Origin of the sequence: Vibrio sp. 1557, assembly GCF_033340175.1 — a bacterium.
GTDB lineage: Bacteria > Pseudomonadota > Gammaproteobacteria > Enterobacterales > Vibrionaceae > Vibrio > Vibrio alginolyticus.
This window is the reverse complement of sequence record NZ_JAWOVZ010000013.1, coordinates 1-23790: the sequence shown is the minus strand read 5'-3', so window position 1 is coordinate 23790 and position 23790 is coordinate 1. Positions and strand designations below refer to the sequence as shown.

The window sequence follows — 23790 nt, the reverse complement described above, 5'->3', positions numbered from 1 at the left end:
CTCTGCACTTACTAGTTGCCAACGGTTACGCCACATCGTTTGAAGAGACCCTGCCAAAACTGAACGTGGTTTAGGGTTTCTTGCCTAAATGTCCTATGTGCCTCAATTATGCCATACTGGTGACCATGGAGTTGCATACGGTTCTCCACCAAAGTGGCACCATCATTAAGTTGTTGATAGGTACTGTCTAAATAAGCCAAATAAGGTTGCACTTCTTCAACGTAAATGGATTGAAAGACATTTCTTAAGTAGCGGAACTGAGTGGTGTCTCTGTTCGGCCCGCACAATACATTGCTCTGGTTCTGCTCAAGTAGCTGAGTTGTCGCTTTTAACCAAAGGGATGTGTTTACTATTGAATAGTAAAGTCGTCCGAGTAAACGAGATTTCTCTAACTCTTCTTGATATTGCGTAACTTCCACGTCGGGTAGACGTGAGACCGCGCGGTGGGGTAAATCATACATTTCGCTGAAAATACGATAGACATCGTTAATGCGTGCAATATCATTCGTCGTATTTTGAGATAGCCAATCAGAGGCAGTTAGTTGCTTTTGCATGGCGTCACTTACGAGTAGTAAGTTGTCGAGATGAATGTCTAAATGTTGCCACTTGGTTGAGTAAAGCTCTGTCAATGTCGCGCGTTCTTCATCGCTAAGTGGAAATTCGGATAAACATCGATGCATGACTCTTAAAAGGGCAGTTTGATAATCAAAATCATGAAAGGCATCCTGCACCTTTCCAAGTTGTGAGTTTTTCTCGGCAAGTAAATTAAAGAGTCCGCATTGTCGTAATTGATAGCTCTCTAGCAGGCCAATAGATAGCCTTGGCAATGGCTCGAACAAAACGCGTTTCGCAGGAATCGTTACCGTAGACTGTAATTCTATTGGAATAGCAGGAACGTCCAATACATTGGCTACACGTTGATGATACTTATCAAACATGGCGTTCTCTGGATTGAACCAGTTATCACAACCATTAAGAATCAAGATTAAGAACAATAAAATAGACCGCACAAATATCCTTTTTTATAACTTCGTATCCGTTGTCTAGAGAGCAAAATCAACCGCTTCGTAATCTTGTTATAAGTATACTCAACCGTGTGATTATTCGATCAAAAAAGCCAGCGGATGCTGGCTTTTTTTACTTTTTATTGAACTGAAAAGTTCAATTGCACTTCTGGCTCTTGGCGATGCATCCAACGCATTCTGACGCCTAACATAAAGGCCGCAGAAGATAGGCCGATGATAAAACCAAGCCAGAAGCCTTGTGCTCCCATTGGCTCGACAATCCAGTCTGTACGGCCAAGGACGTAACCAATTGGCAGCCCAAGAATCCAATAAGCAATAAAAGTACGGTTGAAGATGGCTCGCATGTCTTTATAGCCGCGTAATGCACCAGCTGCGATCACTTGAACCGCATCCGTACATTGATAAACAGCGGCAAATACGAGCAGGTGCATCGCTAGAGTGATTACCTCTGGGTTGCTAGTGTAAAGCTCGGCGATCCACTCACGAGACAAGACGGTTAAAATCGCTGTGAGAACGGACAATGCTAGACCAACCATAATGCCGACTCGTGACGCTACGCGCGCGCCATCTACGTTTTCTTCACCAAGTCGATGGCCGACACGAATGCTTACTGCTGCACCAATACTCATTGGTAGCATAAATACCAACGAGGAGAAGTTAATCGCGACTTGATGCGCTGCCACAATGATAGGACCCAGTGGTGAAACGAGCAGTGCAACAACAGCAAACAATGTCACTTCAAAAAACAGCGCTGCTGCAACAGGAAAGCCGAGCTTGAATAGACGAACTTGCGCTTTCCATTGTGGGCGATGCCATTCTCCAAATAGGTTGATGCTTTTCAATCGCTCTGATGTCATCACATACAGCAATAGCATGGCAAACATGACCCAGTAAACAATCGTGGTTGCTACACCACAGCCAACACCGCCTAATTCAGGTGCACCAAACTTGCCGTACACGAAAATCCAGTTTAGAGGAATGTTGAGCAGCAAACCGATAAAGCCAATCACCATTGCCGGTTTCGTCAATGACATACCATCCGTAAAGCTTCTAAGCGTTTGGAAAAGTAAAAAAGCGGGTACTGCTAATATAACGGCATGAATGTATCCCACCGTTTTTTCAGCCATCAGTGCTTCAACATCCATCAGCTCGAGAATAAACTGGGTTTGAAGCAGGACTGCAATTATCGGCACACTGATCAGCAATGCCAAAACGACGCCTTGCTGAATTTCAAACGGTATTTTCACTCGACGACCAGAGCCATTTAACTGTGCGACAACAGGGACCAATGCCATTAATAAACCCACCCCAAACAAAATGGATGGTAGCCAAATACTTGAAGCGACAGAAACCGCAGCCATGTCGGTGGCGCTAACGCCTCCAGCCATTACGGTATCAACAAACCCCATACCAGTTTGAGCGACAGATGCGATCAATACCGGGGTCGCCAATTTGATAAGACTTGATGCTTCTTCTTTATAGCGATGCACGAAAAATACTCCAGAGCGGAACAATAAGTTGAAAGAATGAGAGTACTCGAGGGCAAAAGATGTGGTGAACGGATCTGATGGTTGATTTTAGTCACGATAAGGTGAAAAAATGCCTCGGAGAAACTCCGCGCAAATGATAAACAATTGTATGTTTATATTCCATAGCTAGGTAGCTAATAGTCGATAACACTGACTGGACGCTCTCCACGCTAAGGATACGCTTTTACTGAGAACAGCAGCGAATCATGGTAATGTTGAAGCATGCATGAGAACAAACCAGTGTTCATTAAGCCATGGCTTTATCGTCTGCGGTCTTTATTTCCGACCTGTAGCGCAGTGTTTAGGGCTTAGTCTTCGACTACAGTTGGTATTAAATCAATAGGTAAAAAGAAATGTTTACAGGAATAGTTCAGGGTACGGCGAAGGTCGTTAAAATTGATAAAAAAGAACGCTTTCAAACGCACGTTGTCGAGTTAAGCGATGAACTTTGTAAAGGGTTAGAAATTGGTGCATCCGTTGCACACAACGGATGTTGTCTAACTGTGACTAAGATCGAAGGCAACCTTATCAGTTTTGATTTAATGCAAGCGACATTGGCTCTTACTAATTTAGGTCGGCTGGTGGAAGGGGATAGCGTAAACATTGAGCGCGCGGCTAAGTTTGGTGACGAAATAGGCGGGCATAGCATGTCTGGTCATATTAGTTTAACGGCAGATATTGTCGATATCATCGATACGCCCAATAACCGCACGATTTGGTTCCAACTGCCGCAAGAATCAATGAAATATGTATTAGCGAAAGGTTACATTGGTTTAGATGGCTGCTCGCTAACTATTGGTGAAGTTGAAGCGTGTCGTTTTTCGGTACACCTAATTCCAGAAACCTTGCAGCGAACGCTTTTCGGAGTGAGACAAGTAGGGGAGCGTGTTAATATTGAGTTTGATCCTCAGACTCAAGCAATTGTTGATACTGTTGAGCGCGTTCTTGCAGCAAAACAGCTTTAGAATGAGAAAAAGGAGCCGAGTGCTCCTTTTTCATTTAAGCGTTTTTACATTTCTGATGTTCACATGCTCGAGCTGCTATTCGTAATTGTCATCGATAAATAGTTCGACCTTATCTTGTAACTCATCCACTCGCATATTTAGGTGGATAGCGTGGCAACAAGCTGGGCAATCATCATAAAATTCTTGGTCACCATTGCTTGCATCCAATGTAATGCCGATAGAATGTCCGCAATGCGGGCACTTTACATACCTTTCGGTATAATTTTTCATACAACAACTCCTAATCTCGCAGGGCTTTTAAACACACTATTCATCAAGGAAGTACAGCCCTTTACTTACTTTGCCTACAAGGAAAATAGGCACAATCCAAAGTTAAGTCTCCTTTGATATTAGGCAGAGTTGTTGCTAATTGAGTCGAAATAAGTACAAAACTTGACCCCAAACTCAACCTTGAGCTTAGGGTGATTTTCTGTAGTGATGTGCCTCGAGATTTTACATCTTGAAATATGCAGTGGCTTCCAAATTAATAAGAAATGATTTTATTAATAACCAGTTGAGCCTGTTCCAAGTAATGGCCGCCAAACAAATTACAATGGTTGAGAACATGGTAAAGGTTATAGATATCTTTACGTTCCTCATAGCTTGAAGAAAGTGGCATAACCGATTCGTAGCCTTGATAAAATTCTGGCTGAAATCCACCAAAAAGCTCTGTCATCGCAATATCACACTCCCTGTCCCCCCAATAACACGCAGGATCGTAACAGATAGGACCGAATGCAGTGAGTGCCGCATTTCCATTCCATAAATCGCCATGCAACAAAGAAGGTTCCGGAGCATGGTTTGCTAGCCGCTGTTTTACGACGTCGATAAAGTCATCGATATCAACCAAGGTGACGCCTTTTTCTTTAAGGAGCTGTAATTGCCAACCTATGCGTTGCTCAGCAAAGAATACACACCATTTCTTGTGCCATTTGTTGGGCTGTAGAGTCGAACCGAGATAGTTGTCGGTATCAAAACCAAACTCTTTTTGCTCACCCCACTGGTGTAGGTGAGCTAATTGCTGCCCAAATTTAAAGCTGTTGGGACCATCTTCTAATGGTTTCGTTGGAAGGTAGTTAAGAATTAGGAATGAGGCATTTTTGGTTTTACCAACCAATACCACCTCAGGTACAAATAGGGTGGATGTTTCACGCAAAAGATGCAGGCTTTCAGCTTCTACCTCAAATTTAGACAAAAACTCGCGATCGTTAATTTTCACAAAATAACGTTGCTCGCCATCATTGATCATGTAGCTTTCACTGATATCCCCACCAGACAGCCTTACTTTTTCCGTGATCTGGTAATCGAACAATAAAGTATCAGAAAGCTGTTGCGATATTGCTTGCCACATACAAAACCTCGCGAATCTATTTGACCACCAATAGTTTAGGATAAATAGCAGGGAGTTGGCGCTATGTTGAGCATACTTAGTAAAGAAACCTTCCTCTTAGTGTAGTCAATTTGTATAAATGTGAATCAAATCGCTTATAAGCCTCTGATTTGTTGGCTTAGCATATGGAGATGAACGTTTACAACAGGTATTATGATTTTTTTGACGTTAGTTCCATTGGTGGCATGAAAATACTGATATGTGATGACTCAGCTGTTGCAAGAAAGCTTATTGCGCGTTCTATCGTACAAGATACATCATTGCATCTTATTGAAGCGCAAGATGGTTATGAGGCGCTTAATATTCTTGCTGAGCAAAATATCGATATTTTGTTTCTCGATTTAACGATGCCCATAATGGATGGTTTTGAGGTCCTCGAATCATTACCTGTTAGTCAGTACGCGACCAAAATCGTCATTATTTCTGGAGATGTTCAACAAGAGGCAAAACAGCGCTGTCTCGATCTTGGTGCTCAAGCTTTTATCGCTAAGCCTCTGACAGAAGAGCAGGTGCTCCCACTATACGAACAATTAGGGCTGCATTATGCGTTCAAACCTAGTCATTCGGTTGATTCTAAAAACCAGGGTTGCGAAGAGCTTTCCTTACTAGCCAAATTCCGTGAAATTGCGAACATTGCCCTTGGTAAAGGGGCTGCGATTATGGCCGACCATTTACATGAGTTCATCCAACTTCCTGTTCCTCATGTTGGACCTTTGTCCTACGGCGAGCTTCATATGACACTGGTTGATGTGGTTGGGCGTGACAGTTCCGTTGCGGTAGCGCAGAGGTTTGTCGGTGGTGGTATTCACGGAGAGGCACTGGTGTGCTTACGTGGTAGGGATATCAATCAGATTGGGGAAAAATTAGGTTACCTCCTTGAGTTTACGCCTCATAATGAAATCATCTTGAATATCTCTAACCTACTGGTTTCGTCATTTCTCACGTCGTTAGGCGATCAACTCGACAAGCAGTTCTCACTTCGTCAGCCAGGCATTGTGGATACCTTAACACCTTATTGTGAAGAGCAAGGCGAGTTGGGCGAGCTCTTTACTATCGAATACACCTACATGGCAGAAGCGCTCGATTTCGAGTGCGAGGTACTGTTTTTAATTGATAAGCCATCCGTAGAAATAATCTATGAAATCATGGAGCTAATCTAATGTCCGATATCACGCTGGACATAGCAGACTTTCATTGGGTCACACAAATTCTCGATACGATGGATTCAGGGCTTATTGTTTTGGATCAAGAGTATAAAGTGTGTGTGTGGAACAGTTTTATGCAGTCATACAGTGGCATTCTATCACAAGAAATTCTTGGTGAATGTTTATTTGAGCATTTTGAAGAGCTGCCAAGAACTTGGCTAGAAACCAAGATAAAAGCTGCCGCCGATCTGGAAACTCGTTCTTTTTCTAGCTGGGAAAACCGACCGTATCTTTTTAAGTTCAACAATTTTTCTCCGGTTTCAAACAGCAGTGATTTTATGTATCAAGATATCGTGATCACGCCGTTAATTGGGCTCTCAGGAGAGGTCAGCCACATAGCGATTCAAGTCAATGATGTTTCTGAAACTGCGAGAAATCGCATTCATTTGAAAGAAACAAATCAACATTTGTCGGAAATCAGTCGCAAAGATGGTTTAACAGGTTTATTTAATCGCGCTTATTGGGAGCAATCATTGAAAGATGAGTTTGCTCACTTAAAAGTTATCGACGGACCATGCTCATTAGTAATATTCGATATCGACCACTTTAAGAAGGTGAATGATACTTATGGTCACCCGACAGGGGACGAAGTCATTCGTCGAACCTCTGCCTTGTTGAGAAAAACAGCAAGAAGCAGTGACATCTGCGGTCGTTTTGGTGGTGAAGAGTTTACGGTACTACTTCCTCACACAAACCAGGAGCAAGCTTGCTATTTCGCAGAGCGTTTGCGCAAAAGAATTGAGCAAGAGATCGTGAAAGTGGAAGATTTTTTGATTAATTACACGATAAGTATTGGTGTTTGCGAGTATAAGCCTTATTTTGAAACTCACACTCAATGGTTAAAGAGTGCCGATGCTGCGCTGTATCGTGCAAAAGAAAATGGTCGTAACCAAACCTGTTTGCATGAAAATGACTGAAATATAAAAAGGTTTGAAGAAACCCTGTATCCGAATTCAGTGAAGCAAAGCTCAATTGTTTGAAAATCATCCAGTTGGTTCGTGAATGTTTGTTAATATGAAATAAGTTAATGAAATTTTCTCGGCATGTCTTACTATTGAAACTATTCTGCTTTCAGCTTCGAAGGCTTGCAATAAACGGAGAAAAACAGTGGTTTTAGAAACCGATGGATATCTCGCTCTTATCGAGCACTTGTCTCTAAATCTAGATATTTTTACGACCGAAATTGGCGACACTGGATCCGAAAGCATCGAAGATGTTGTCACCGATATGGTGGCTTCAAACATCATGGCGATTTTTGAGCAAAATCCAGAACTTCACTCGAGCGTACGCTTCAAATTGTTGAAAGAGGCTGATGCAGTTGTTGAAGATCTTGGTGAGATATTGGCTGGGGTATGGCATAAAAAAGCGACCAATGAACAGATCACGTTCCTTGATGAATACATCGCTCTGGTCAAAAATCTGTTCGATAATGCTGTTGCGACTTACGACTGATATTGTTTTAACTTACAGCAATGTCCGGTTAAAGAGTGAGAGGAGTTACATTGTAACTCTTCTTATTTGCCAAAACTTAGATGCCCAGTATGGGTTGTCGATTCTTGAAATAATCACACCTCTAGACGTCGATGCATGCATGAACTGCTTGTTACCCAAGTAAATTCCGACATGATAAGTTGTACGTCTTGTTTTAAAAAACACTAGATCCCCTTGCTTGGCATCCGTCCAACTTAACTCCACACCTTGCTTTGATTGCTGCTTCGTTGTCCTTGGTAACGAGAGCTGATAAGCCTCAATAAACGCTTTTTGTACAAATGCTGAGCAATCAATTCCAGATTTCTGTGTCCCGCCTAAGCGATAAGGCGTGCCGTGCCACTCTGTGTAAAAGTCGAACAAGTCTGGGTTGTCCGACAATAGCTGATTTGTAGGTGTTGTCACCTGTGCTTGCTCACTAGGCTCAGGCCCAGAAGAGCAGGCGCTTAGTAGCACACTGATTATCAAAGGAAAATATACTCGACGCAAATCACCACCTGTCATCTCTATGACTCACAACTGAAATATTAGTGTCATAACCAATCCATAGTATGGGCTGCAAATCACGGTTTTGTCTCACAAATGTGACGGAATCACTGCAGAACCGATTCAACCTTAAGAAAGAATAAAAATTGATTATGGCAAAGCGAAAACGCTCACGCACATCACTTTCACTGATTCAGGCTGTCAGTGCAACATTTTTAACTATCATTGCTCTTGTTATAGCCCTTTCTGTCTCAAGTTTCAAAGGAATGGAACAGGTAGGGGAACAATTTGAAGACTTGTCGCAAAAAGCGTTACCAATCGCGATGGCAAACGCAAAGTTAACCAGGAATGTATTGGAGATGGTTAAGCTACTCAACCATGGTATGCAGATTACTGAGCCGAAAGAGTTGCCTCTCATAAAAGAGCAAATCGACTCTCTTGCAACTCAAAGCACGACTTTGGTTGTGGAAGCGTCTGGTGTAGCTCAGCAACTCTCGGAGGAGTTAGACACCAAACTAGCGCGTTTACATAACATCACGCAGTCCATTTTGTTGAAGCAATCTTCGGTGATACAAATTCAAATGGATATTGATGCCGCTGTTGGTGGTTTTCGCTATGGGCTTAGCTCTATCGGTCCGGAAATGAATCGAATCAGTTCATTCCTTAGTGCTGATAATCCTGAGTCGAGCGATGCCGCTAACCGTTTCATTGCTTCTGCAAGCTCAATGGAAAGTACGTTCTTAGTCATGATGATGCACTCAGAATTAAACAAAGCCGAAAAAGAATACAGAGAAATGCGAAATCGCATAGCAGGTATTAAACTCGCCTATGAAGACTTCCAATCTTTTCATCCTGAAGTAAGTGAATATGCAAGCTTAACCGCACCATATGAGATGGTGAAACAAGGCTTTAGTGAAAAGGGCGTGCTGCGTTTGATCCTCGCCAAACTAGAACAAGGGGAATTGCAACGTTCAGAGTTTAAACAGGCTTCGATGCTTGCGGATGAAACCATGCGGTTACTTGATCAAATCTCCCAAACCGCTGGTCAGTTGATCGATGAAAAAGAGCGGGTGGTCAACGAGACCATTGAATCGGTGAGCGTTGTGCTCGTGTTTGCGGCGTGTGTGATTTCTTTTATTATTCTGGTTACTTGGTTTAGTCTCAAGTCATGGACAAACCGAGGGTTAAGGAATGTACTAACGCGTCTTTCAGCACTTACCGAACATGATTTTCGTGACAAGGCAGAAGAAGTCGGCCCCTATGAGCTGAAAGAAGTAGCACGAAAGTTGAATCAAGTAATCGATTCCACACATGACTCCATTCAAACGGTGACGCGCAATTGTGAAACGCTTTATCAGACGGCAGAAGTAAGTCACAGTGCAGCCGAACAAACAAGTGATGGGTTGGCAACACAAAATGAAGCGTTGTCGAGTATGATCACGACCATAACGCAGCTTGAAGCCTCTATTCGTGAAATAGCAATGGTGACAAATGCATCTTCACAGGACTCGCTCCTTGCAACCCAACACACTGAAAAAGGGGTTCAAGTCGTGGAACAAAACCGCGAACGTTTGGAGTCATTAGAAAGCTCTTTGGATGTAAATGAACAGTCAATGTTAGAGCTAGACCAGCGTGTTAAACAGATTCGTGAAATGGTGGATATGATCAGTGGGATCGCGGACAACACCAACTTACTTGCTCTCAACGCGGCAATAGAGGCTGCCCGTGCTGGTGAGCAAGGGCGTGGATTTGCGGTTGTCGCTGATGAAGTTCGCAAACTTGCAAGTGATACCTCTCAACAAACGACGAACATCCGAGAAATGATGAGCGAGCTTATTACTGCCGCAGAGCGTTCGCGCCAAGCAGTTAATGATTCAAGAGAAGAAATGACCCACGCGCTACAGTCCAGCAATGAAGTGAAATCGACATTTTCTGATATCAACCTCGCGGTTAAGCACATTCAAGAACGTGTTGAACAAATCTCAGTTGCTACAGAAGAACAAGAACGAGCGACGGCAGATGTATCTCAATCCATCACGCATATTTCTGATCTTGGCGAACGCACAAAGCTGCAGCTTGAGTCTATGGTTGAGAGTTCTGAGCAAGTGGCGGAAATTGCCGGGCACCAGCAAGCAATGCTGCACAAGTATGAGCTTCATCAGACCAAGTAAATGAGATGTTTCCACCGACTAAAAGCAGAACCTCGGTTCTGCTTTTTTGTTACGGCTACCCATTCAATGGCTCCTATTTGCATCGCAAAAGTGAGTTACATCTCATCTCGTTCATTTCTAAAGGGTTTAGTTATCACAACGTGATGTTAATGCTTTGTTCGAGGGACTCGTTGACTAGAATGTCGCCAGAATTCAAAGGAATGAATCATGCAGCTTCATGCGATTTTTTTATATCCAGAGAAAGCTAAAGCCATAAGAAGGAGTGGTTTTGTGATCGATAAAGTTTGCCCCGTCGTTCTACGTAATCAAAATCAAGAGATCCTACTTTTTAAACATCCGTTGGCGGGTGTTCAGCTCGTCAAGGGCACTGTTGAAGTGTTTGATGAAAGTTACATCATAGCGGCCAAGCGGGAGCTCGCTGAGGAGTCTGGTATCACACATGTTCGTTCCGCACGATATTTATGCTCATGGGACAGTGGCTTTCAAAATCAAGCATGGCATTTTGTTTTGTGTGAGTGTGCTGATCTCGCTAATTCATGGCTGTTTCATACGCAAGACGATGGTGGACATGATTTCGCGTTCTTCTGGCACGATGTCGAGAGCGGCCTTCCCGCGAATGCACATACTGTGTTTCAGCGCGGGCTGGAAAAGGTACGAGAGTTGCTAAACCAAGGCGTGATTTAAAGGAGGATTCTGTCGTTGCATTGGCGGATTTGGGACAATGACAAAGCAAACACTATGCTAAATAAAGAAGGTAGAGCAGCCGTTACTGTTCTCATCGTGTTGATAATGGCACTGTCGATCTCAAAAATGGCGATGGGATTACAAATGTTTAAGTGACTTCTATATGCTTTGCTCATTCATTCAGATAAGGAAACGGTAATGGATAAATTCGTCGTGTTTCTCTTATGCCTTTTTATGACAGTTGGCGGAGTGGTTCATCTTTATGACAACATTGTTGGTGGCTTTTTACCTTACGATTTTGCGCCACGCTGGTTGAATATGTATTGGAGCTCGTTGGGGCTGTTAGACTTATTAGCAGCGTATCTATTGGTCAAGCATCGCCGCTCTGGCCTAGTCGTTATGTTATTGATTCTTATAACCAATGTTATCTTTAGTTCCCACGCTCACTATACATTAGAAATATTAGATAACAACGTCGCCCTACAAATGAAGACACTGTTTTTAGGGTTCTCATTTGGGGTATCTATCTGGTTATGGAATGCGCGAAAACATAGTCAATCGCGCCAAATATTTCGTTAATTATTATTTTCACAACACTCGATTAAGGATTGTAAACAGGGACTCGTTATGAACGATTTTAAAGACTTGGCCAGTTTTGCTGGTTTCAGCGTACTGACAGGTTTGAGCTTTGCCACCACTTTCTTCAGCCTTGCTTTTCTATACAGCTCAATAGAGGCACAGCAAGTAATGAACACCAATGCTTTGGCATGTGCAGTGCTTGGTGTTGTTGGTTTATTTGTTGGTATTACTCAGTTAAACAAAAAGCGTCAGCTAGCAGAAAACTAATCTGTTCTTACACATCATGAGGATGAAGTAGTGTTTAACAGGGGTTTAGGCTTGGTCTATTCGTTTTGTTGACATACTTCATCCAACAATATTTTTTCAACCATTACTTCTTCTCTTTATTGTAGCGAAAGGGCTGCGTTAACAGCTTATCTAATCTTTGCTCTTCTTCGTCTCTAATTTCCGGCACACCAATAACAACATCTTCATGACCCAACTTAGGCTGAGCTCGGTATGTCCCAAAAAAGCGGTCCCAAACTGAAAGGAAAAAACCAAAGTTTGAGTGGGTCTCTTTTACTATCACTGAATGGTGCACGCGATGCATGTCTGGTGTAACGATGACGTTTCGCAGTTTTTGGTCCATAGATAAAGCCAGTTTTGCATTACTGTGATTAAACATCGCGCTCGCATTAAGCACAATTTCAAATACCACAATTCCGATAGGTGAAACACCTAAGATAAACACGGCTGCAATTTTTACTCCCATTGAAATGATTATTTCGAAGGGATGAAAGCGTGCGCCTGTAGTGACGTCTATGTCGAGATCGGCGTGATGCATTCGGTGAATCTTCCACAGCGGCTTTACATGATGAAAGACAACATGCTGAGCGTAAATGACGAAATCAAGCAAAATGACGGTTAGAAAAATATTTAACCAAGCGGGGAGGGACAGAATATTGAGCAGCCCCCATTGTTGCTCCTGAGCTATGACCGCAGCTTGAAAGGCGGCGATAGGCATGATTAAAGCAATAACTAGGCTGTTAAAAGCGACCAATGACAAGTTATTGACCCAGCGAAACCTGCGCGAAGCGGTCAGTGTTTTTCTAGGCAATTTGTTTTCCCAAATGGCACAAAGCAATAATACGCCAAGGAAAAAGCCTAATCTGAGCCATGAGGGTTCTTGAAATGTCGTTTCTGTCACTGTCATTCCCTTATTTATTTCTTTATCTATGACCGAGATAAGAGTGAAATTATTTCAACACACTGCTGATGGGCTTATCTTGAGGCGAAACCATAATATCAGTAGAATCGCGCTCTACTTTTTACTTGGCATTACTTACCATGAGAATTCACGCTTTCCACCGTTTATATCAGTACCGACAATCTATCTCAACCAAGCCTTTCAATGCGCGTGGATGTAAAGTGGTTCGTTGCCAATATTGCCAGGTTTCTGAGCAACACTGTTTGTGCGACCTTCAGCCAAACATCAAGGCCAATATTGCATGTATGTTGATTGTTTCTGAAAACGAAGTGTTTAAGCCAAGTAATACCGGTCGTCTAATCGCTGATACGATTCAAGAGACTTACGTGTATCAATGGAACCGAACAGAACCGTCTGAAGAGATGCTAGCGCTACTACAGGATGACAGTTACCAACCGGTGATTGTATTTCCTGCAGACTATGTGGATGATCCCTCTCGTTTAATTGAAGATCTAGAGCCAGGGCGATTGGTAAAAGAAGATGTCGAGAACAAAAAATGGTTGCTGATCTTTATTGATGGTAGCTGGCGTGAGGCGCGAAAGATATTCCGTCGTTCTGATTTTCTTAAATCTTTGCCTGTGCTTTCCATTGAGCCGGAATCTCTGTCTGAATACATCATGCGCCGCTCCGAGAATGAGCAGCATCTTTCAACCGCCGAAGTCGCGACATTAGTTTTAAAACAAGCTGGTGAGCCGAAAGCTGCGGAATGCCTTCAATTGTGGTTTGAAGCCTTCAGAGAAACTTACATGCTGAGCAAGACTCGAGTCAAAAGCGACCCTAACCAGCCACACTTGAAACGTTTCAAAGAGTGGATGAAAACCGAGAGCTGACTCTAAGGAATGAGCTTTTGTTGATGGTATGTTGTTCAACTGGCTTCGGTGAGGGGATAAATCTGCATTCGGTCACGGTTTGCAGGCGTACAGATATGGATAATGCCATCAGTTTATACTTTTGACTCTAGCCATTTTTGAGAGTCGTTTGAAGCATTTTTTAGGAGAGAAATACATGTATTACGGCTTTGATGTCGGTGGCACTAAAATTGAATTTGGTGCATTTAACGAGAAGCTTGAGCGTGTAGCGACGGAACGTGTACCTACACCAACAGACAACTACGAGCTGCTGGTTGATACCATTGCGGAACTGGTGAATAAATACGATACAGAGTTTGGCTGTGAAGGTACGATTGGTCTTGGCCTACCAGGTATGGAAGACGCCGATGATGCAACGGTACTAACAGTTAACGTTCCTGCGGCAAAAGGCAAACCACTTCGTGCTGATCTAGAAGCTAAAATCGGTCGCAGCGTCAAAATTGAAAACGATGCAAACTGTTTCGCGCTTTCTGAAGCCTGGGACGAAGATCTTCAAGATGAACCATCTGTACTAGGTTTGATCCTTGGTACTGGTTTTGGTGGCGGCTTTATCTACGAAGGCAAAGTATTCTCTGGCCGCAACCACGTAGCGGGTGAGGTGGGTCACACACGTCTTCCTATCGACGCATGGTTCCACCTAGGCGAAAACGCACCATTACTGGGTTGTGGCTGTGGCAACAAAGGCTGTTTAGATAGTTACCTATCTGGTCGTGGTTTCGAGCTTCTTTACGCGCATTACTACGGCGAAGAGAAGAAAGCGATCGACATTATTAAAGCGCACGCAGAGGGTGAGGAGAAAGCAGTAGAGCACGTCGAGCGCTTTATGGAGCTGCTAGCGATCTGCTTTGCAAACCTGTTTACTGCAACAGACCCACACACCGTTGTACTTGGTGGCGGCTTATCTAACTTCGAATTGATTTACGAAGAGATGCCAAAACGCATCCCTAAACACTTATTGTCTGTGGCTAAGTGTCCTAAGATCATCAAAGCAAAACACGGTGATTCAGGTGGTGTACGCGGCGCTGCGTTCTTAAACATCAAGTAATGACTTAAACCTTACTCGATATAAAGTAAGAAGAAATTTAAAGCCCCGTTTAGACTTTCAAGGTTAAACGGGGCTTTTACTTATATACCTAAGTAATTTCGGTATGCTCGGGTATAGATCATGAACAAAAGTAGCATGCATAAAAAACTCACGACGAATCGTGAGTTTTCTGTTTGCAGCTAAGCTTATTTGTTCTTTTTGCCTACGCCCAGGTTTTCTTTTTGAGCTAGGGTGATTTTGCTAAAGCCTAATTTTCTGAAGTAGTTGTCGCGGTAGTTGCGCACTGCTTTAGTGTCAGACACTGCTTCGATTTGTTGCTCCATCTTTAGGAACTCAGTGATATCGATACCTTCTGCTTCTGCAACCGCTTCTTGAATGTTGCGGTGCTGCTGGTATGAGAACGTCAGTTCTTTGTCTTGGTCTTTGTAAGTGTAAAGAATGGTGCGAGCCATAGCTGTCTCTCTGAAAAGGTTTCTGTATTAAACAAAAAGGCCAGACTCGCTGACCTTTGAATTTCTAGTTTGAGCTAGATTCTGCCTTGAAGTGGGATAATTGTCACGCTTTCTCCCGCTTTTACTGTATCAATAGCTGGGGAGATTTCGATCAAACAATTTGCCTCACTCATTGAGCGCAAAATACCAGAGCCTTGCTTGCCTGTTGTACGAACGGTTAAACGGCCAGTGTTATCCAGTTCATAGATTCCTCGACTAAATTCGGTACGACCTTGGCGAGAGCGAAGATTCTCAGTCGCGATGGCATTCACTTTCAGAGGCTTCCAGCCTTGTTCGCCTTGCATCTTACGCAGTGCAGGCTCAACAAAGTTGATGAATGAAACCATCACTGCCACAGGGTTGCCCGGCAGACCAAAGAACGGCTTGTTGTTGATTTGACCAAACGCTAATGGACGTCCCGGACGCATGTTGATTCGCCAAAAATCTATTTGACCAAGTTTATCCAAGGCAAGTTTGATGTAATCCGCATCACCAACAGATACGCCACCAGAAGTCATAACCACGTCCGCTTGCGCCGATGCGTTTTCCAACGCTTCAATCATTAACTTTTCGTTGTCTTCCAGAATACCGAAGTCCAAGATCTCGCAGCCGAGCTTTTCAAGCATGCCCATGATGGTAAAACGGTTGGAATCGTAGATAGAATTCGCTTTTTGCTCTGTTCCCGGCGCTTGTACTTCGTCACCGGTGGAGAACACGGCAACTTTCACTTTGCGGAACACATTCGCTTCACCAAAACCAAGCGAAGCGATCATGCCCATTTCTGGAGAGGCTAGGCGAGTGCCTGCGGTAAAGACGTCACTGCCGATAGCGAGATCTTCACCTGCTTGACGAACGTTTTGGCCTGCTTTGATATTCGCACTGTTAAAGGTGACCTTGTCACCTTCTTGAGAGGCTTGCTCACGCATGACCACTGTGTCGCCGTTACGTGGTGTTGGTGCGCCAGTCATGATCTTAACTGCTTGACCAACTTCCAGAGGCTGATCGTAAGCATGGCCCGCCATCACTTCAGCAACCACTTGGTAGCTATCACGGTCAACATCATCACTGCGGATGGCATAACCGTCCATCGCGGAGTTGGTGTATTGCGGCACATTTACTGGTGAAACGATATGTTCCGCAAGAACGCGGCCATAGGCGTTTTCAATCTTGCATGCTTCTATTTCCGAAACCGTGTTCACCAAAGAAAGGATTTTCTCTTGGCCTTGAACCACAGAAAGGAAAGCAGGAGAAAGTGTGTCGCAACATGCGGCTTCTTTCTCTTTGTTTTTTGGTGCTTTCGCTTCTTGAACATACTGAATAACGAACTGAGCAATCGCTTCAAGATCATTGATGTTCATTTGTGGCAGTTCAGAGTCCAACTCGCCGCCGTCTGAAGCGATAGCGATGATGTTTTCATCGTTTGGATAAAGCCAAGGCTTGCCGACTTCTTCACGGTGCAATTCGATTTTAGGAAACGCGATGTTTTTGCAGCCTTCGACCAAAACCACATCAAGCATGTCTTCATCAAAACGTGTTAATAGGAATTCAAACTCCGCTTCGGCTTCTGGCGTTTCTGTCATTAACGCAAAACGGTTGCGAGAAGCAATCAGCATTTGAGATGCGCCAGCTTTGCGTAAACGGTAGCTGTCTTTACCCGGCTTATCGACATCGAAGTTGTGGTGCGCATGTTTTAGCATGCCAATGCGTAAACCTGCTTCGGTCAGCTTTGGCAATAGGGCTTCAAGTAGCGTGGTTTTGCCTGTGCCTGAATAAGCCGCAAAACCAAGAATAGGAATGTTTAGCGTGTGTTTCATGATTCTAATTGTCCAAATTGCGCCAGTTCTTCCGGAGTGTTCAAGTTGACGAAACAGTTTGGTGAGTCGCTAAAGTCAACGTAACTAGTGTTGCACTCTTTGTAGAGCAGAATGATTTTGCGGTCGCCACGTTCTAAAAATGCGGTGAGTTTTGGCAGTACGCGCTTGTGGTAGAGCGTAAAAACAGGTTGCTGATGGTCACCATCATGCGCGACCAAAATATCGCTGTCTTCTTTGACGAACTGGCAGAAACGCTCGACAAGGTCGGTGTTGATTTGTGGGCTATCGCAAGGTACAAATCCGACCCAGTCAGTTTCAGCATGCATCAAACCCGCGTGAATACCGCCCATAGGCCCAGGGAAATCTTTGAATTGATCACTAAATACGAAACCAAATTTGCTGTACGCATCATGGTTTCGGTTGGCATTAATTAAAATGCGTGGAGTTTGTGGAGATAAACGTTCAATAACGTGTTCGATGAGTGGCTTCTGATTTAATTCAATCAGACCTTTATCTTTTCCACCCATACGGCTGGCTTGGCCACCAGCCAAAATGACCCAACTAGTTTGTGTTGGTTGAAGCATATGCATTCTCTTGGGATGTTTCTTTTGGTATGACATACAACAGAGGAGACTCTATCAAAGTCTTGTCTTTAATCCACCACTGTTTTTTACATAAGTCGGTCAGTGCGTTGGCCTGATGGCTTGTCACCACGATACTGGAACCACGATCCAAAAGATCTTTCGCCATCATTACCAATCGTTCAATGGATTCTTGGTCTAAAGACGCACTTGGCTCATCCATCAATAAAATCGACGGTTTTAAAATCCAAGCCCTTGCCATGGCAACGCGCTGTTTTTCACCGCCGGACAACACGGAAATATGTTCGTCCGCTAAGGTTTCTAAACCTACCATGCGCAGCGCGTGAATAACTTGAGCTCGCTTATCTTTTTGCGTGTCTTGTTGATATTTCACTCCATAGACTACGTTTTCATATACAGTGCCGTCAAAAAGGTAAGGGGATTGATGGAGATAAATCACATCGACACGACCATTGCGACACGTCAGTCTTTTCAGCCACGTATCTTTTGGCGCAACAACATCGCCAGTAGAGGGTTTGAGCAAGCCAGCAAGGATTTTGAGTAGGGTAGTTTTGCCCACACCATTGTCACCCTTGAGATAAATGGCATCATTTGGGCCGATGGCTAACTCAGGGATGTGGAAAAGCACACGCTCTTTAAAGCGCATGGATAACTGTTCGGCGGTGATTTTTATAGTCATAATTCGCCTCGACATGGGGTTAATGGTGAGTCGTTTGTTTGCTTCATGTTCTATGTTCTGAGGTAGCCTTTGCCTCTCATGCTTGATAAGAAGAAGTTTAGAGCCAACGCTAAAGATAGTAATACAATTCCTAATGCAACTCCTTGCGCAAAAGCACCTTTACTGCTTTCCATTGCGATAGCCGTGGGAATATTTCGCGTCACGCCCATAATGTTCCCACCAACCATCATTGAGCAGCCCACCTCGGTCACGATACGTGAAAACCCTGCAATGATAGCCGCAAGTAGAGGAAAGCGGGTTTCCCAAATCATCGTAGCTGCCAAGCGCGGAATGGAGACGCCCAGCGTGATGGCAGTTTCCACTGCACGACGGTCGCTAGATTGTAATGCACCATGCATCATCGATACCAAAACAGGGAAGCAGATCACCATTTGGCCGAAGATCATTGCCTTCTGAGTGAACAGCATTTGCCAGTCTCCCCAAGGGCCAGCACGCGACAGCAACATGTACAGCAACAGGCCAATCACCACGGTAGGGACCGCTTGCAGCGTATTTACGATCGACAACAAAAACCATTTACCGCGAAAGTCGGTATACGCCAGTACAAAGGACATCAAAATAGCCGGCAATACCACTAGGGATATTGCCGTAATAGAAACACTAAAGGAGACCGCAACGATCTCCCATAGGTCTGCATCAAAATTCACCAGTAAGCGAAGCGCTTCCAGTGTTGTATCAGCAAGATTCATATTGCGTTATTTGCTCTCAGCATTCGCAACAAACAGTTGTTTACCGTTTAGGCGGAAACCATTGATAAGTTCCTGTCCGCGAGGGTTTACCAACCAATCACTGAATGCCTTCGCACCTTGGTAGTTGATCGTTGGGTAACGCTCAGGGTTAACAAGAATAACTTGGTACGGGTTAAACAGTTTTTCATCGCCTTGGAACAGAATTTCTAGATCCAATTTGTTTTGGTAAGCCAGCCATGTGCCGCGGTCCGTCATGGTGTAGCCTTGCATTTCTGACGCCATGTTTAGAGTTGGGCCCATACCTTGACCTACGCTACGGTAGCCACCAAAGTTCGGTTCGATTTTAGTTTGAGCCCAGAAGCCCATTTCTTTTTTGTGCGTACCAGAATCATCGCCGCGAGAGATGAACGTTGCGTTTTTGTTTGCGATCTCTTTGAATACATCTAACACGCCTTCGTCATTTTTGATTGTTGCTGGGTCAGCTTTCGGGCCTACAATCACAAAGTCGTTGTACATTAGCTTGCGAGGTAAAACGCCGTAGCCTTTCTCAACAAATGCGCCTTCAGCTTTTGGTGCATGTGTCATCACCAAATCTACGTCACCGTTTTCGCCCATTTTTAAGGCTTTACCCGTACCTGCAGCAATAACATCGACTTTGTAGCCCGTGTCTTTTTCAAATTGTGGAAGCAGGTAATCAAGTAAACCTGAATGGTAAGTACTGGTTGTGGTTGCAAGGCGAACATGTTCTCCGTCTTGAGCAGAAAACGCAGAGTAACTTACAAGCGTGATAGACGTTGCAGCCAGAGTTAGCGCAATTTTTTTCATTTTTATGTGTTCCTTTCCAATGATTCTTTGGAATCTCTCCAGGTTTTAGGGAGAAGCCTTTTTGGACGAGAGCGATTAGCGTAATACGCAAGTTGTCTTAGGGTGTTGGAATAAGCAAACATCAACATCCTGAGATCACTTAAATGCGCTCCGTATCCACCTTATAGCAAACAAGATGCCAACCTTTTACAAGCTTAAAGTGCTTGGTTTATGCACTAAATCATGGGGTTATTTGCATAAAAGTTTGCGTTGGTACAAAATGTCGCACTTTTTGTAGGGTATCTCTGTTTAAACTTGGTACACTCTGTCCCATCGAAATCCATCTGGGGTAAATATGTCTACTCAATCCCATCTTAGTACAAACCAACAATATAGCGCCTTTTCCGTACTGGTCGTCGATGATGAATTAGGCATGCAAGCCATCTTGAAAAAGGCATTGGGTAAGCTTTTTTCACATGTCGATACAGCTGGTAGCATCGAAGAAGCAGAACAACTGCGTAATTCTCGACATTATGATCTGATCTTACTGGATATTAATCTGCCAGGGCGTTCTGGAATTGAGTGGGAAGAAGCGTTTGAAGATGATGACAAACGTGCCGATGTGATTTTTATGACGGGTTATGCGGATTTAGAAATTGCCATTCGAGCGCTACAGCTCGGTGCTTCCGACTTTATCCTCAAACCATTCAACCTTGAGCAGATGTTAAAAGCGGTCAGTCGCTGTATGGATCGCCGTTTGAACGAACGCATGCAGTACGCCATGACACGCGATTACCAACGTCACAATACCTCAGAGATCATCGGCGGCTCAGAAAAAACGCGTCTGCTTAAGCAACTTATTAACCAATTTGCACCATCACGCGCTTCTGTTTTGGTGGAAGGTGAGTCGGGTACGGGTAAAGAACTAGTTGCACGAGGTATCCACCAGGCGAGTGGGCGAACGGGCCCGTTTGTGCCAATCAACTGCGGCGCGATTGCACCAGAGCTTTTAGAAAGTGAGTTGTTTGGTCATACATCGGGCGCGTTTACCGGTGCAAAAAAATCGCGTGAAGGTTTGTTCCGTGTTGCGAACGGTGGCACCTTATTTCTTGACGAAATCGGGGAGATGCCACTTGCAATGCAGGCATCATTATTACGTGTGTTAGAGCAGCGTACGATTCGCCCTGTCGGTTCAGAAAGAGAGATCAGTATTGATGTCCGTATCGTAGCGGCAACCAACCGAAACCTGCAAGAAGAGGTCAATCAAGGTAATTTCCGCAGTGACCTCTATTACCGTTTAAACGTTCTGAAAATTGAAGTGTGTCCGCTGCGAGAGCGCAAAACCGACTTATTTGAGTTGGTGCCATTTTTCAGCAACATGCTGACGCGCGAGCTCGGTATGCCTGCGCCAAAATGGGCGCACGAGGACATGGAAGCCATGAGTGAGTACGATTGGCCGGGAAACATTCGTGAGCTGAAAAACTTGATTGAGCGTTGTATCTTGCTTGGCAAACCACCTGCACACTATTGGCGAGAGCTGAATGGCGGGCATTCACTGCCTAATGTATCGATTACTGTTTCTCACTCTGCTGAGTTACCAACCTTTAGAGAAGGCAAAGAATTTACTGGCGAAGGCTATCCAAACAGCTGGACGTTAAAAGAAGTCGAGAAAGCACATATTAAACAAGTCGTTAACTTGCATGAAGGCAATAAGTCTGCTGCTGCTCGTGACTTGGGCGTAGCTCGCAAGACCTTAGAACGTAAGTACAAAGAATGGGATTCTGAGGGTGAGGAATATGCCGACTAACGGCCCACAGCACAAAGGATTGTCAAAATGGACGCACCGTTTTAAAACCATGGTGCGTTATCGCTTGTTATTCTTAACCTCTGCGCCGATTTTCCTCACATTGTTAGCTCTGATCGGCATTACCATTTATTGGTCTATTCATTACACGTGGCAAAATGCGCTGCTTGATGTCTCGGAACGTCTTGGTGTTGCAAATAACAGTGTAACGTTGTTACAGCAAAAGCAAGCCAATTACGTGCGGGCGTTTGCCGATTCGTACGATTTCCGTATTCGCATTAATAAAGGAATGCCACAAGGTGACCTGCAAAAGTGGGTCACAGAGCAGAAGAAAAGATATGCTTTAGATTTTCTCTCTTTCCAACGCGTTAATTCCATGGAAAACAAATTCCGCTTTATGGATCTCACCAAGCGCGAATCGTTTTTTGATGTACTCAATAAAGAAGAACTCGAACGCCTCGATCCTGAACTCGCCAAACGAGCAGAAGTGCCTATTCTTGCTGATGGTGACAGGGAGGCGCGTGGGTTAGTCAGTCGAACCGTGATTCCGGTATACAGCCAAGCGAACGATTTGATCGGCTTTCTTGATGGTGGTTTGCTCCTTAACAATAGTACAGTGCTGGTGGATCAAATCCGCGATCTCATATACTTAAGTGATAATGACCGCCTTCGCCCTGTGGGTACGTTGACGGTATTTCTTGATGATTTGCGTGTGAGCACCAACGTTCCTTTAGACAGCGATCATAGACTAGGGCGCGCTATAGGCACTCGCGTGAGCGCAGAAGTGTATAACCAAGTACTTTCGAAGGGTGAACAGTGGGTTGACCGAGCCTATGTGTATGACGCTTGGTATATTACGGCGTATCAACCGATCAAAGACCAATACGACAACGTCATTGGTATGCTTTATACCGGTTACCTAATGTGGCCATTCGTTAAAGCCTACATGACCAACATTGCCGAAATCAGCTTGATTACGGTTATGTTATTGCTGGTTTCTGGCGTGATGGTATATCGCGGTTCTTATGATCTGTTTCGACCGATCGAACGCATTCACAAAGTGGTGAAGCAGGTCCAACAAGGTAAAGAAAAACGGATTGGCCCGTTAGGATTAGATGCCGATCATGAACTTGCGCAGTTAGCCAGACAGTTTGATGATATGTTAGACGCGCTAGAAGAGCGCAAAATTGAACTGAAAAACTCCGCAGCTCAACTTGAATGCAAAGTTCAAGAGCGTACGGCAAGCCTGAGAGAAAAAACCCAAGATCTTGAACTGCATATTCAATTGCTCAACCAAACCCGCGACAAACTCGTTGTTCATGAAAAACTGGCAGCGCTGGGAGAACTCACCGCGGGGATTGCTCACGAAATTAATAACCCAACCGCCGTGATTCTTGGCAACGTAGAATTGATCCATTTTGAATTGGGTGACGATGCAAGTCGAGTACAAGAAGAAATTGATGCGATTCACGCGCAAATTGATCGTATCCGCAATATCACACGCAGTTTATTGCAATACAGTCGCCAAGGCGGTGTTCAAGATGAAATCACTTGGCAACATGTCAATCCTATTATTGATGAAAGCATCACCTTGGTTAAAACTGGCACCAAGAAACGCGACGTTGAGTTTGTGACTGACCTACAAGCGCATACGTCCGTTGAGATAAACCGTCACCACTTGCTACAAATCTTAGTTAATTTGCAAATGAACGCCATTCACGCAATGAACGGCAAAGGCACTTTAACAGTAGTCAGTGAAGACTGGATTGAAGAGGGAGAAGTGAAAGGAGCCGCGATTCATGTTATCGATGAGGGCTGCGGTATTAAGCCAGAAAACTTGAATCGAATCTTCTCACCATTTTACACGACGAAGCGAGAAGGCACAGGGTTAGGGCTGTCGGTCTCTCAAAGTATCCTCAGCCAAACGGGTGGTGAGCTAAAAGCCGAGTCGGAATGGGGAAAGGGCAGTAAATTCAGTATTTATTTACCTAAAAAAGCCGAGCTGATCCTAGAGGTGACGAATATCGCTTAGTCACTTTTTTGAAGTATTTGACCCGTCCTGATATGGGTTGACACTTTTTAACTAAAACGCTCGATGTACTTCATCGGGCGTTTTGTATTTTAAA

The 23790-nt window shown here is 44.2% G+C and carries 24 protein-coding genes; 12 read left to right on the top strand and 12 right to left on the bottom strand.

What is annotated here, in order from left to right; genetic code table 11:
* Window positions 1-11: 11 nt before the first annotated feature.
* Complete coding sequence (locus R7070_RS15640; protein WP_213961985.1) at window positions 12-1010, bottom strand: DUF3080 domain-containing protein; 999 nt, start codon at window positions 1008-1010, stop codon at window positions 12-14.
* A gap of 134 nt (window positions 1011-1144) precedes the next feature.
* Window positions 1145-2515, bottom strand: coding sequence for an MATE family efflux transporter (locus R7070_RS15635; protein WP_256900575.1), 1371 nt, complete (start codon window positions 2513-2515; stop codon window positions 1145-1147).
* A 392-nt stretch (window positions 2516-2907) separates the two neighbouring features.
* Here R7070_RS15635 and R7070_RS15630 point away from each other — a divergent pair, with 392 nt between their 5' ends.
* Window positions 2908-3519, top strand: coding sequence for a riboflavin synthase (locus R7070_RS15630; RefSeq protein ID WP_005377625.1), 612 nt, complete (start codon window positions 2908-2910; stop codon window positions 3517-3519).
* Between the two features lie 75 nt (window positions 3520-3594).
* Here the strand turns inward: R7070_RS15630 and R7070_RS15625 are convergent, their stop codons facing one another.
* Window positions 3595-3789, bottom strand: a complete 195-nt coding sequence (locus R7070_RS15625) for a CPXCG motif-containing cysteine-rich protein (RefSeq protein WP_017634925.1) — start codon at window positions 3787-3789, stop codon at window positions 3595-3597.
* Between the two features lie 253 nt (window positions 3790-4042).
* On the bottom strand, window positions 4043-4909 hold the full coding sequence (locus tag R7070_RS15620) for a fructosamine kinase family protein (protein WP_005377623.1): 867 nt from the start codon (window positions 4907-4909) through the stop codon (window positions 4043-4045).
* A 224-nt stretch (window positions 4910-5133) separates the two neighbouring features.
* Between R7070_RS15620 and R7070_RS15615 the strand changes: the two genes are divergently transcribed.
* From R7070_RS15615 to R7070_RS15605, 3 genes are all read left to right on the top strand, one after another.
* Entirely contained in the window at window positions 5134-6108 is a 975-nt protein-coding gene (locus R7070_RS15615) for a response regulator (protein ID WP_033905358.1), read from the top strand.
* A complete protein-coding gene (locus R7070_RS15610) occupies window positions 6108-7070 on the top strand; it encodes a GGDEF domain-containing protein (RefSeq protein ID WP_005389546.1) in 963 nt (320 codons plus the stop codon). The genes R7070_RS15615 and R7070_RS15610 overlap by 1 nt, the downstream gene beginning before the upstream one ends.
* Before the next feature lie 190 nt (window positions 7071-7260).
* Complete coding sequence (locus tag R7070_RS15605; protein WP_005377620.1) at window positions 7261-7605, top strand: DUF3802 family protein; 345 nt, start codon at window positions 7261-7263, stop codon at window positions 7603-7605.
* Window positions 7606-7650: 45 nt separating this feature from the next.
* Here the strand turns inward: R7070_RS15605 and R7070_RS15600 are convergent, their stop codons facing one another.
* The gene (locus R7070_RS15600) at window positions 7651-8145 is read right to left on the bottom strand and encodes an NlpC/P60 family protein (RefSeq protein WP_025998640.1); all 495 of its coding nucleotides are present in this window, start codon (window positions 8143-8145) and stop codon (window positions 7651-7653) included.
* 134 nt (window positions 8146-8279) lie between these two features.
* Here R7070_RS15600 and R7070_RS15595 point away from each other — a divergent pair, with 134 nt between their 5' ends.
* The 4 genes from R7070_RS15595 (at window position 8280) to R7070_RS15580 (ending at window position 11828) form a co-directional block, all read left to right on the top strand.
* On the top strand, window positions 8280-10298 hold the full coding sequence (locus R7070_RS15595; RefSeq protein ID WP_005389543.1) for a methyl-accepting chemotaxis protein: 2019 nt from the start codon (window positions 8280-8282) through the stop codon (window positions 10296-10298).
* A gap of 270 nt (window positions 10299-10568) precedes the next feature.
* Window positions 10569-10982, top strand: coding sequence for an NUDIX hydrolase (locus R7070_RS15590; protein ID WP_025766662.1), 414 nt, complete (start codon window positions 10569-10571; stop codon window positions 10980-10982).
* Window positions 10983-11180: 198 nt separating this feature from the next.
* Window positions 11181-11561, top strand: coding sequence for a hypothetical protein (locus R7070_RS15585; RefSeq protein WP_053307088.1), 381 nt, complete (start codon window positions 11181-11183; stop codon window positions 11559-11561).
* A gap of 48 nt (window positions 11562-11609) precedes the next feature.
* Window positions 11610-11828 (top strand): hypothetical protein, encoded by a 219-nt coding sequence (locus R7070_RS15580; protein ID WP_005389537.1) that lies wholly within the window; start codon window positions 11610-11612, stop codon window positions 11826-11828.
* 103 nt (window positions 11829-11931) lie between these two features.
* On the opposite strand, the gene R7070_RS15575 is transcribed toward R7070_RS15580, so the two are convergent.
* Complete coding sequence (locus tag R7070_RS15575) at window positions 11932-12747, bottom strand: sterol desaturase family protein (protein ID WP_031777247.1); 816 nt, start codon at window positions 12745-12747, stop codon at window positions 11932-11934.
* 140 nt (window positions 12748-12887) lie between these two features.
* On the opposite strand from R7070_RS15575, the gene R7070_RS15570 reads away from it, so the two are divergent.
* Together R7070_RS15570 and nagK are read left to right on the top strand one after the other, a co-directional pair.
* Entirely contained in the window at window positions 12888-13637 is a 750-nt protein-coding gene (locus R7070_RS15570; RefSeq protein WP_213895590.1) for a tRNA-uridine aminocarboxypropyltransferase, read from the top strand.
* Window positions 13638-13812: 175 nt separating this feature from the next.
* Window positions 13813-14721, top strand: coding sequence for an N-acetylglucosamine kinase (nagK, locus tag R7070_RS15565; protein WP_005377586.1), 909 nt, complete (start codon window positions 13813-13815; stop codon window positions 14719-14721).
* Between the two features lie 185 nt (window positions 14722-14906).
* Here the strand turns inward: nagK and R7070_RS15560 are convergent, their stop codons facing one another.
* The 6 genes from R7070_RS15560 to R7070_RS15535 all read right to left on the bottom strand — a co-directional run bounded on the left by R7070_RS15560 (window position 14907) and on the right by R7070_RS15535 (window position 19881).
* Entirely contained in the window at window positions 14907-15173 is a 267-nt protein-coding gene (locus tag R7070_RS15560) for a DUF2960 domain-containing protein (RefSeq protein ID WP_005377584.1), read from the bottom strand.
* 74 nt (window positions 15174-15247) lie between these two features.
* Window positions 15248-17026, bottom strand: a complete 1779-nt coding sequence (locus R7070_RS15555) for a bifunctional molybdopterin-guanine dinucleotide biosynthesis adaptor protein MobB/molybdopterin molybdotransferase MoeA (RefSeq protein ID WP_137281987.1) — start codon at window positions 17024-17026, stop codon at window positions 15248-15250.
* Window positions 17023-17610 (bottom strand): molybdenum cofactor guanylyltransferase MobA, encoded by a 588-nt coding sequence (gene mobA / locus R7070_RS15550; RefSeq protein WP_318141244.1) that lies wholly within the window; start codon window positions 17608-17610, stop codon window positions 17023-17025. The genes R7070_RS15555 and mobA overlap by 4 nt, the downstream gene beginning before the upstream one ends.
* Window positions 17588-18307: an energy-coupling factor ABC transporter ATP-binding protein gene (locus R7070_RS15545; RefSeq protein ID WP_005377570.1), complete on the bottom strand. Its 720-nt coding sequence runs from the start codon at window positions 18305-18307 to the stop codon at window positions 17588-17590. Before R7070_RS15545 ends, mobA begins: the two co-directional genes overlap by 23 nt.
* A gap of 50 nt (window positions 18308-18357) precedes the next feature.
* A complete protein-coding gene (locus tag R7070_RS15540) occupies window positions 18358-19056 on the bottom strand; it encodes an ABC transporter permease (protein WP_005389524.1) in 699 nt (232 codons plus the stop codon).
* Window positions 19057-19062: 6 nt separating this feature from the next.
* Window positions 19063-19881, bottom strand: coding sequence for a substrate-binding domain-containing protein (locus R7070_RS15535; protein WP_005389522.1), 819 nt, complete (start codon window positions 19879-19881; stop codon window positions 19063-19065).
* 334 nt (window positions 19882-20215) lie between these two features.
* Here R7070_RS15535 and R7070_RS15530 point away from each other — a divergent pair, with 334 nt between their 5' ends.
* Together R7070_RS15530 and R7070_RS15525 are read left to right on the top strand one after the other, a co-directional pair.
* Window positions 20216-21667 (top strand): sigma-54-dependent transcriptional regulator, encoded by a 1452-nt coding sequence (locus R7070_RS15530; protein ID WP_064353911.1) that lies wholly within the window; start codon window positions 20216-20218, stop codon window positions 21665-21667.
* Window positions 21657-23696 (top strand): cache domain-containing protein, encoded by a 2040-nt coding sequence (locus R7070_RS15525; protein WP_256900573.1) that lies wholly within the window; start codon window positions 21657-21659, stop codon window positions 23694-23696. Before R7070_RS15530 ends, R7070_RS15525 begins: the two co-directional genes overlap by 11 nt.
* The last annotated feature ends 94 nt before the right edge of the window (window positions 23697-23790 follow it).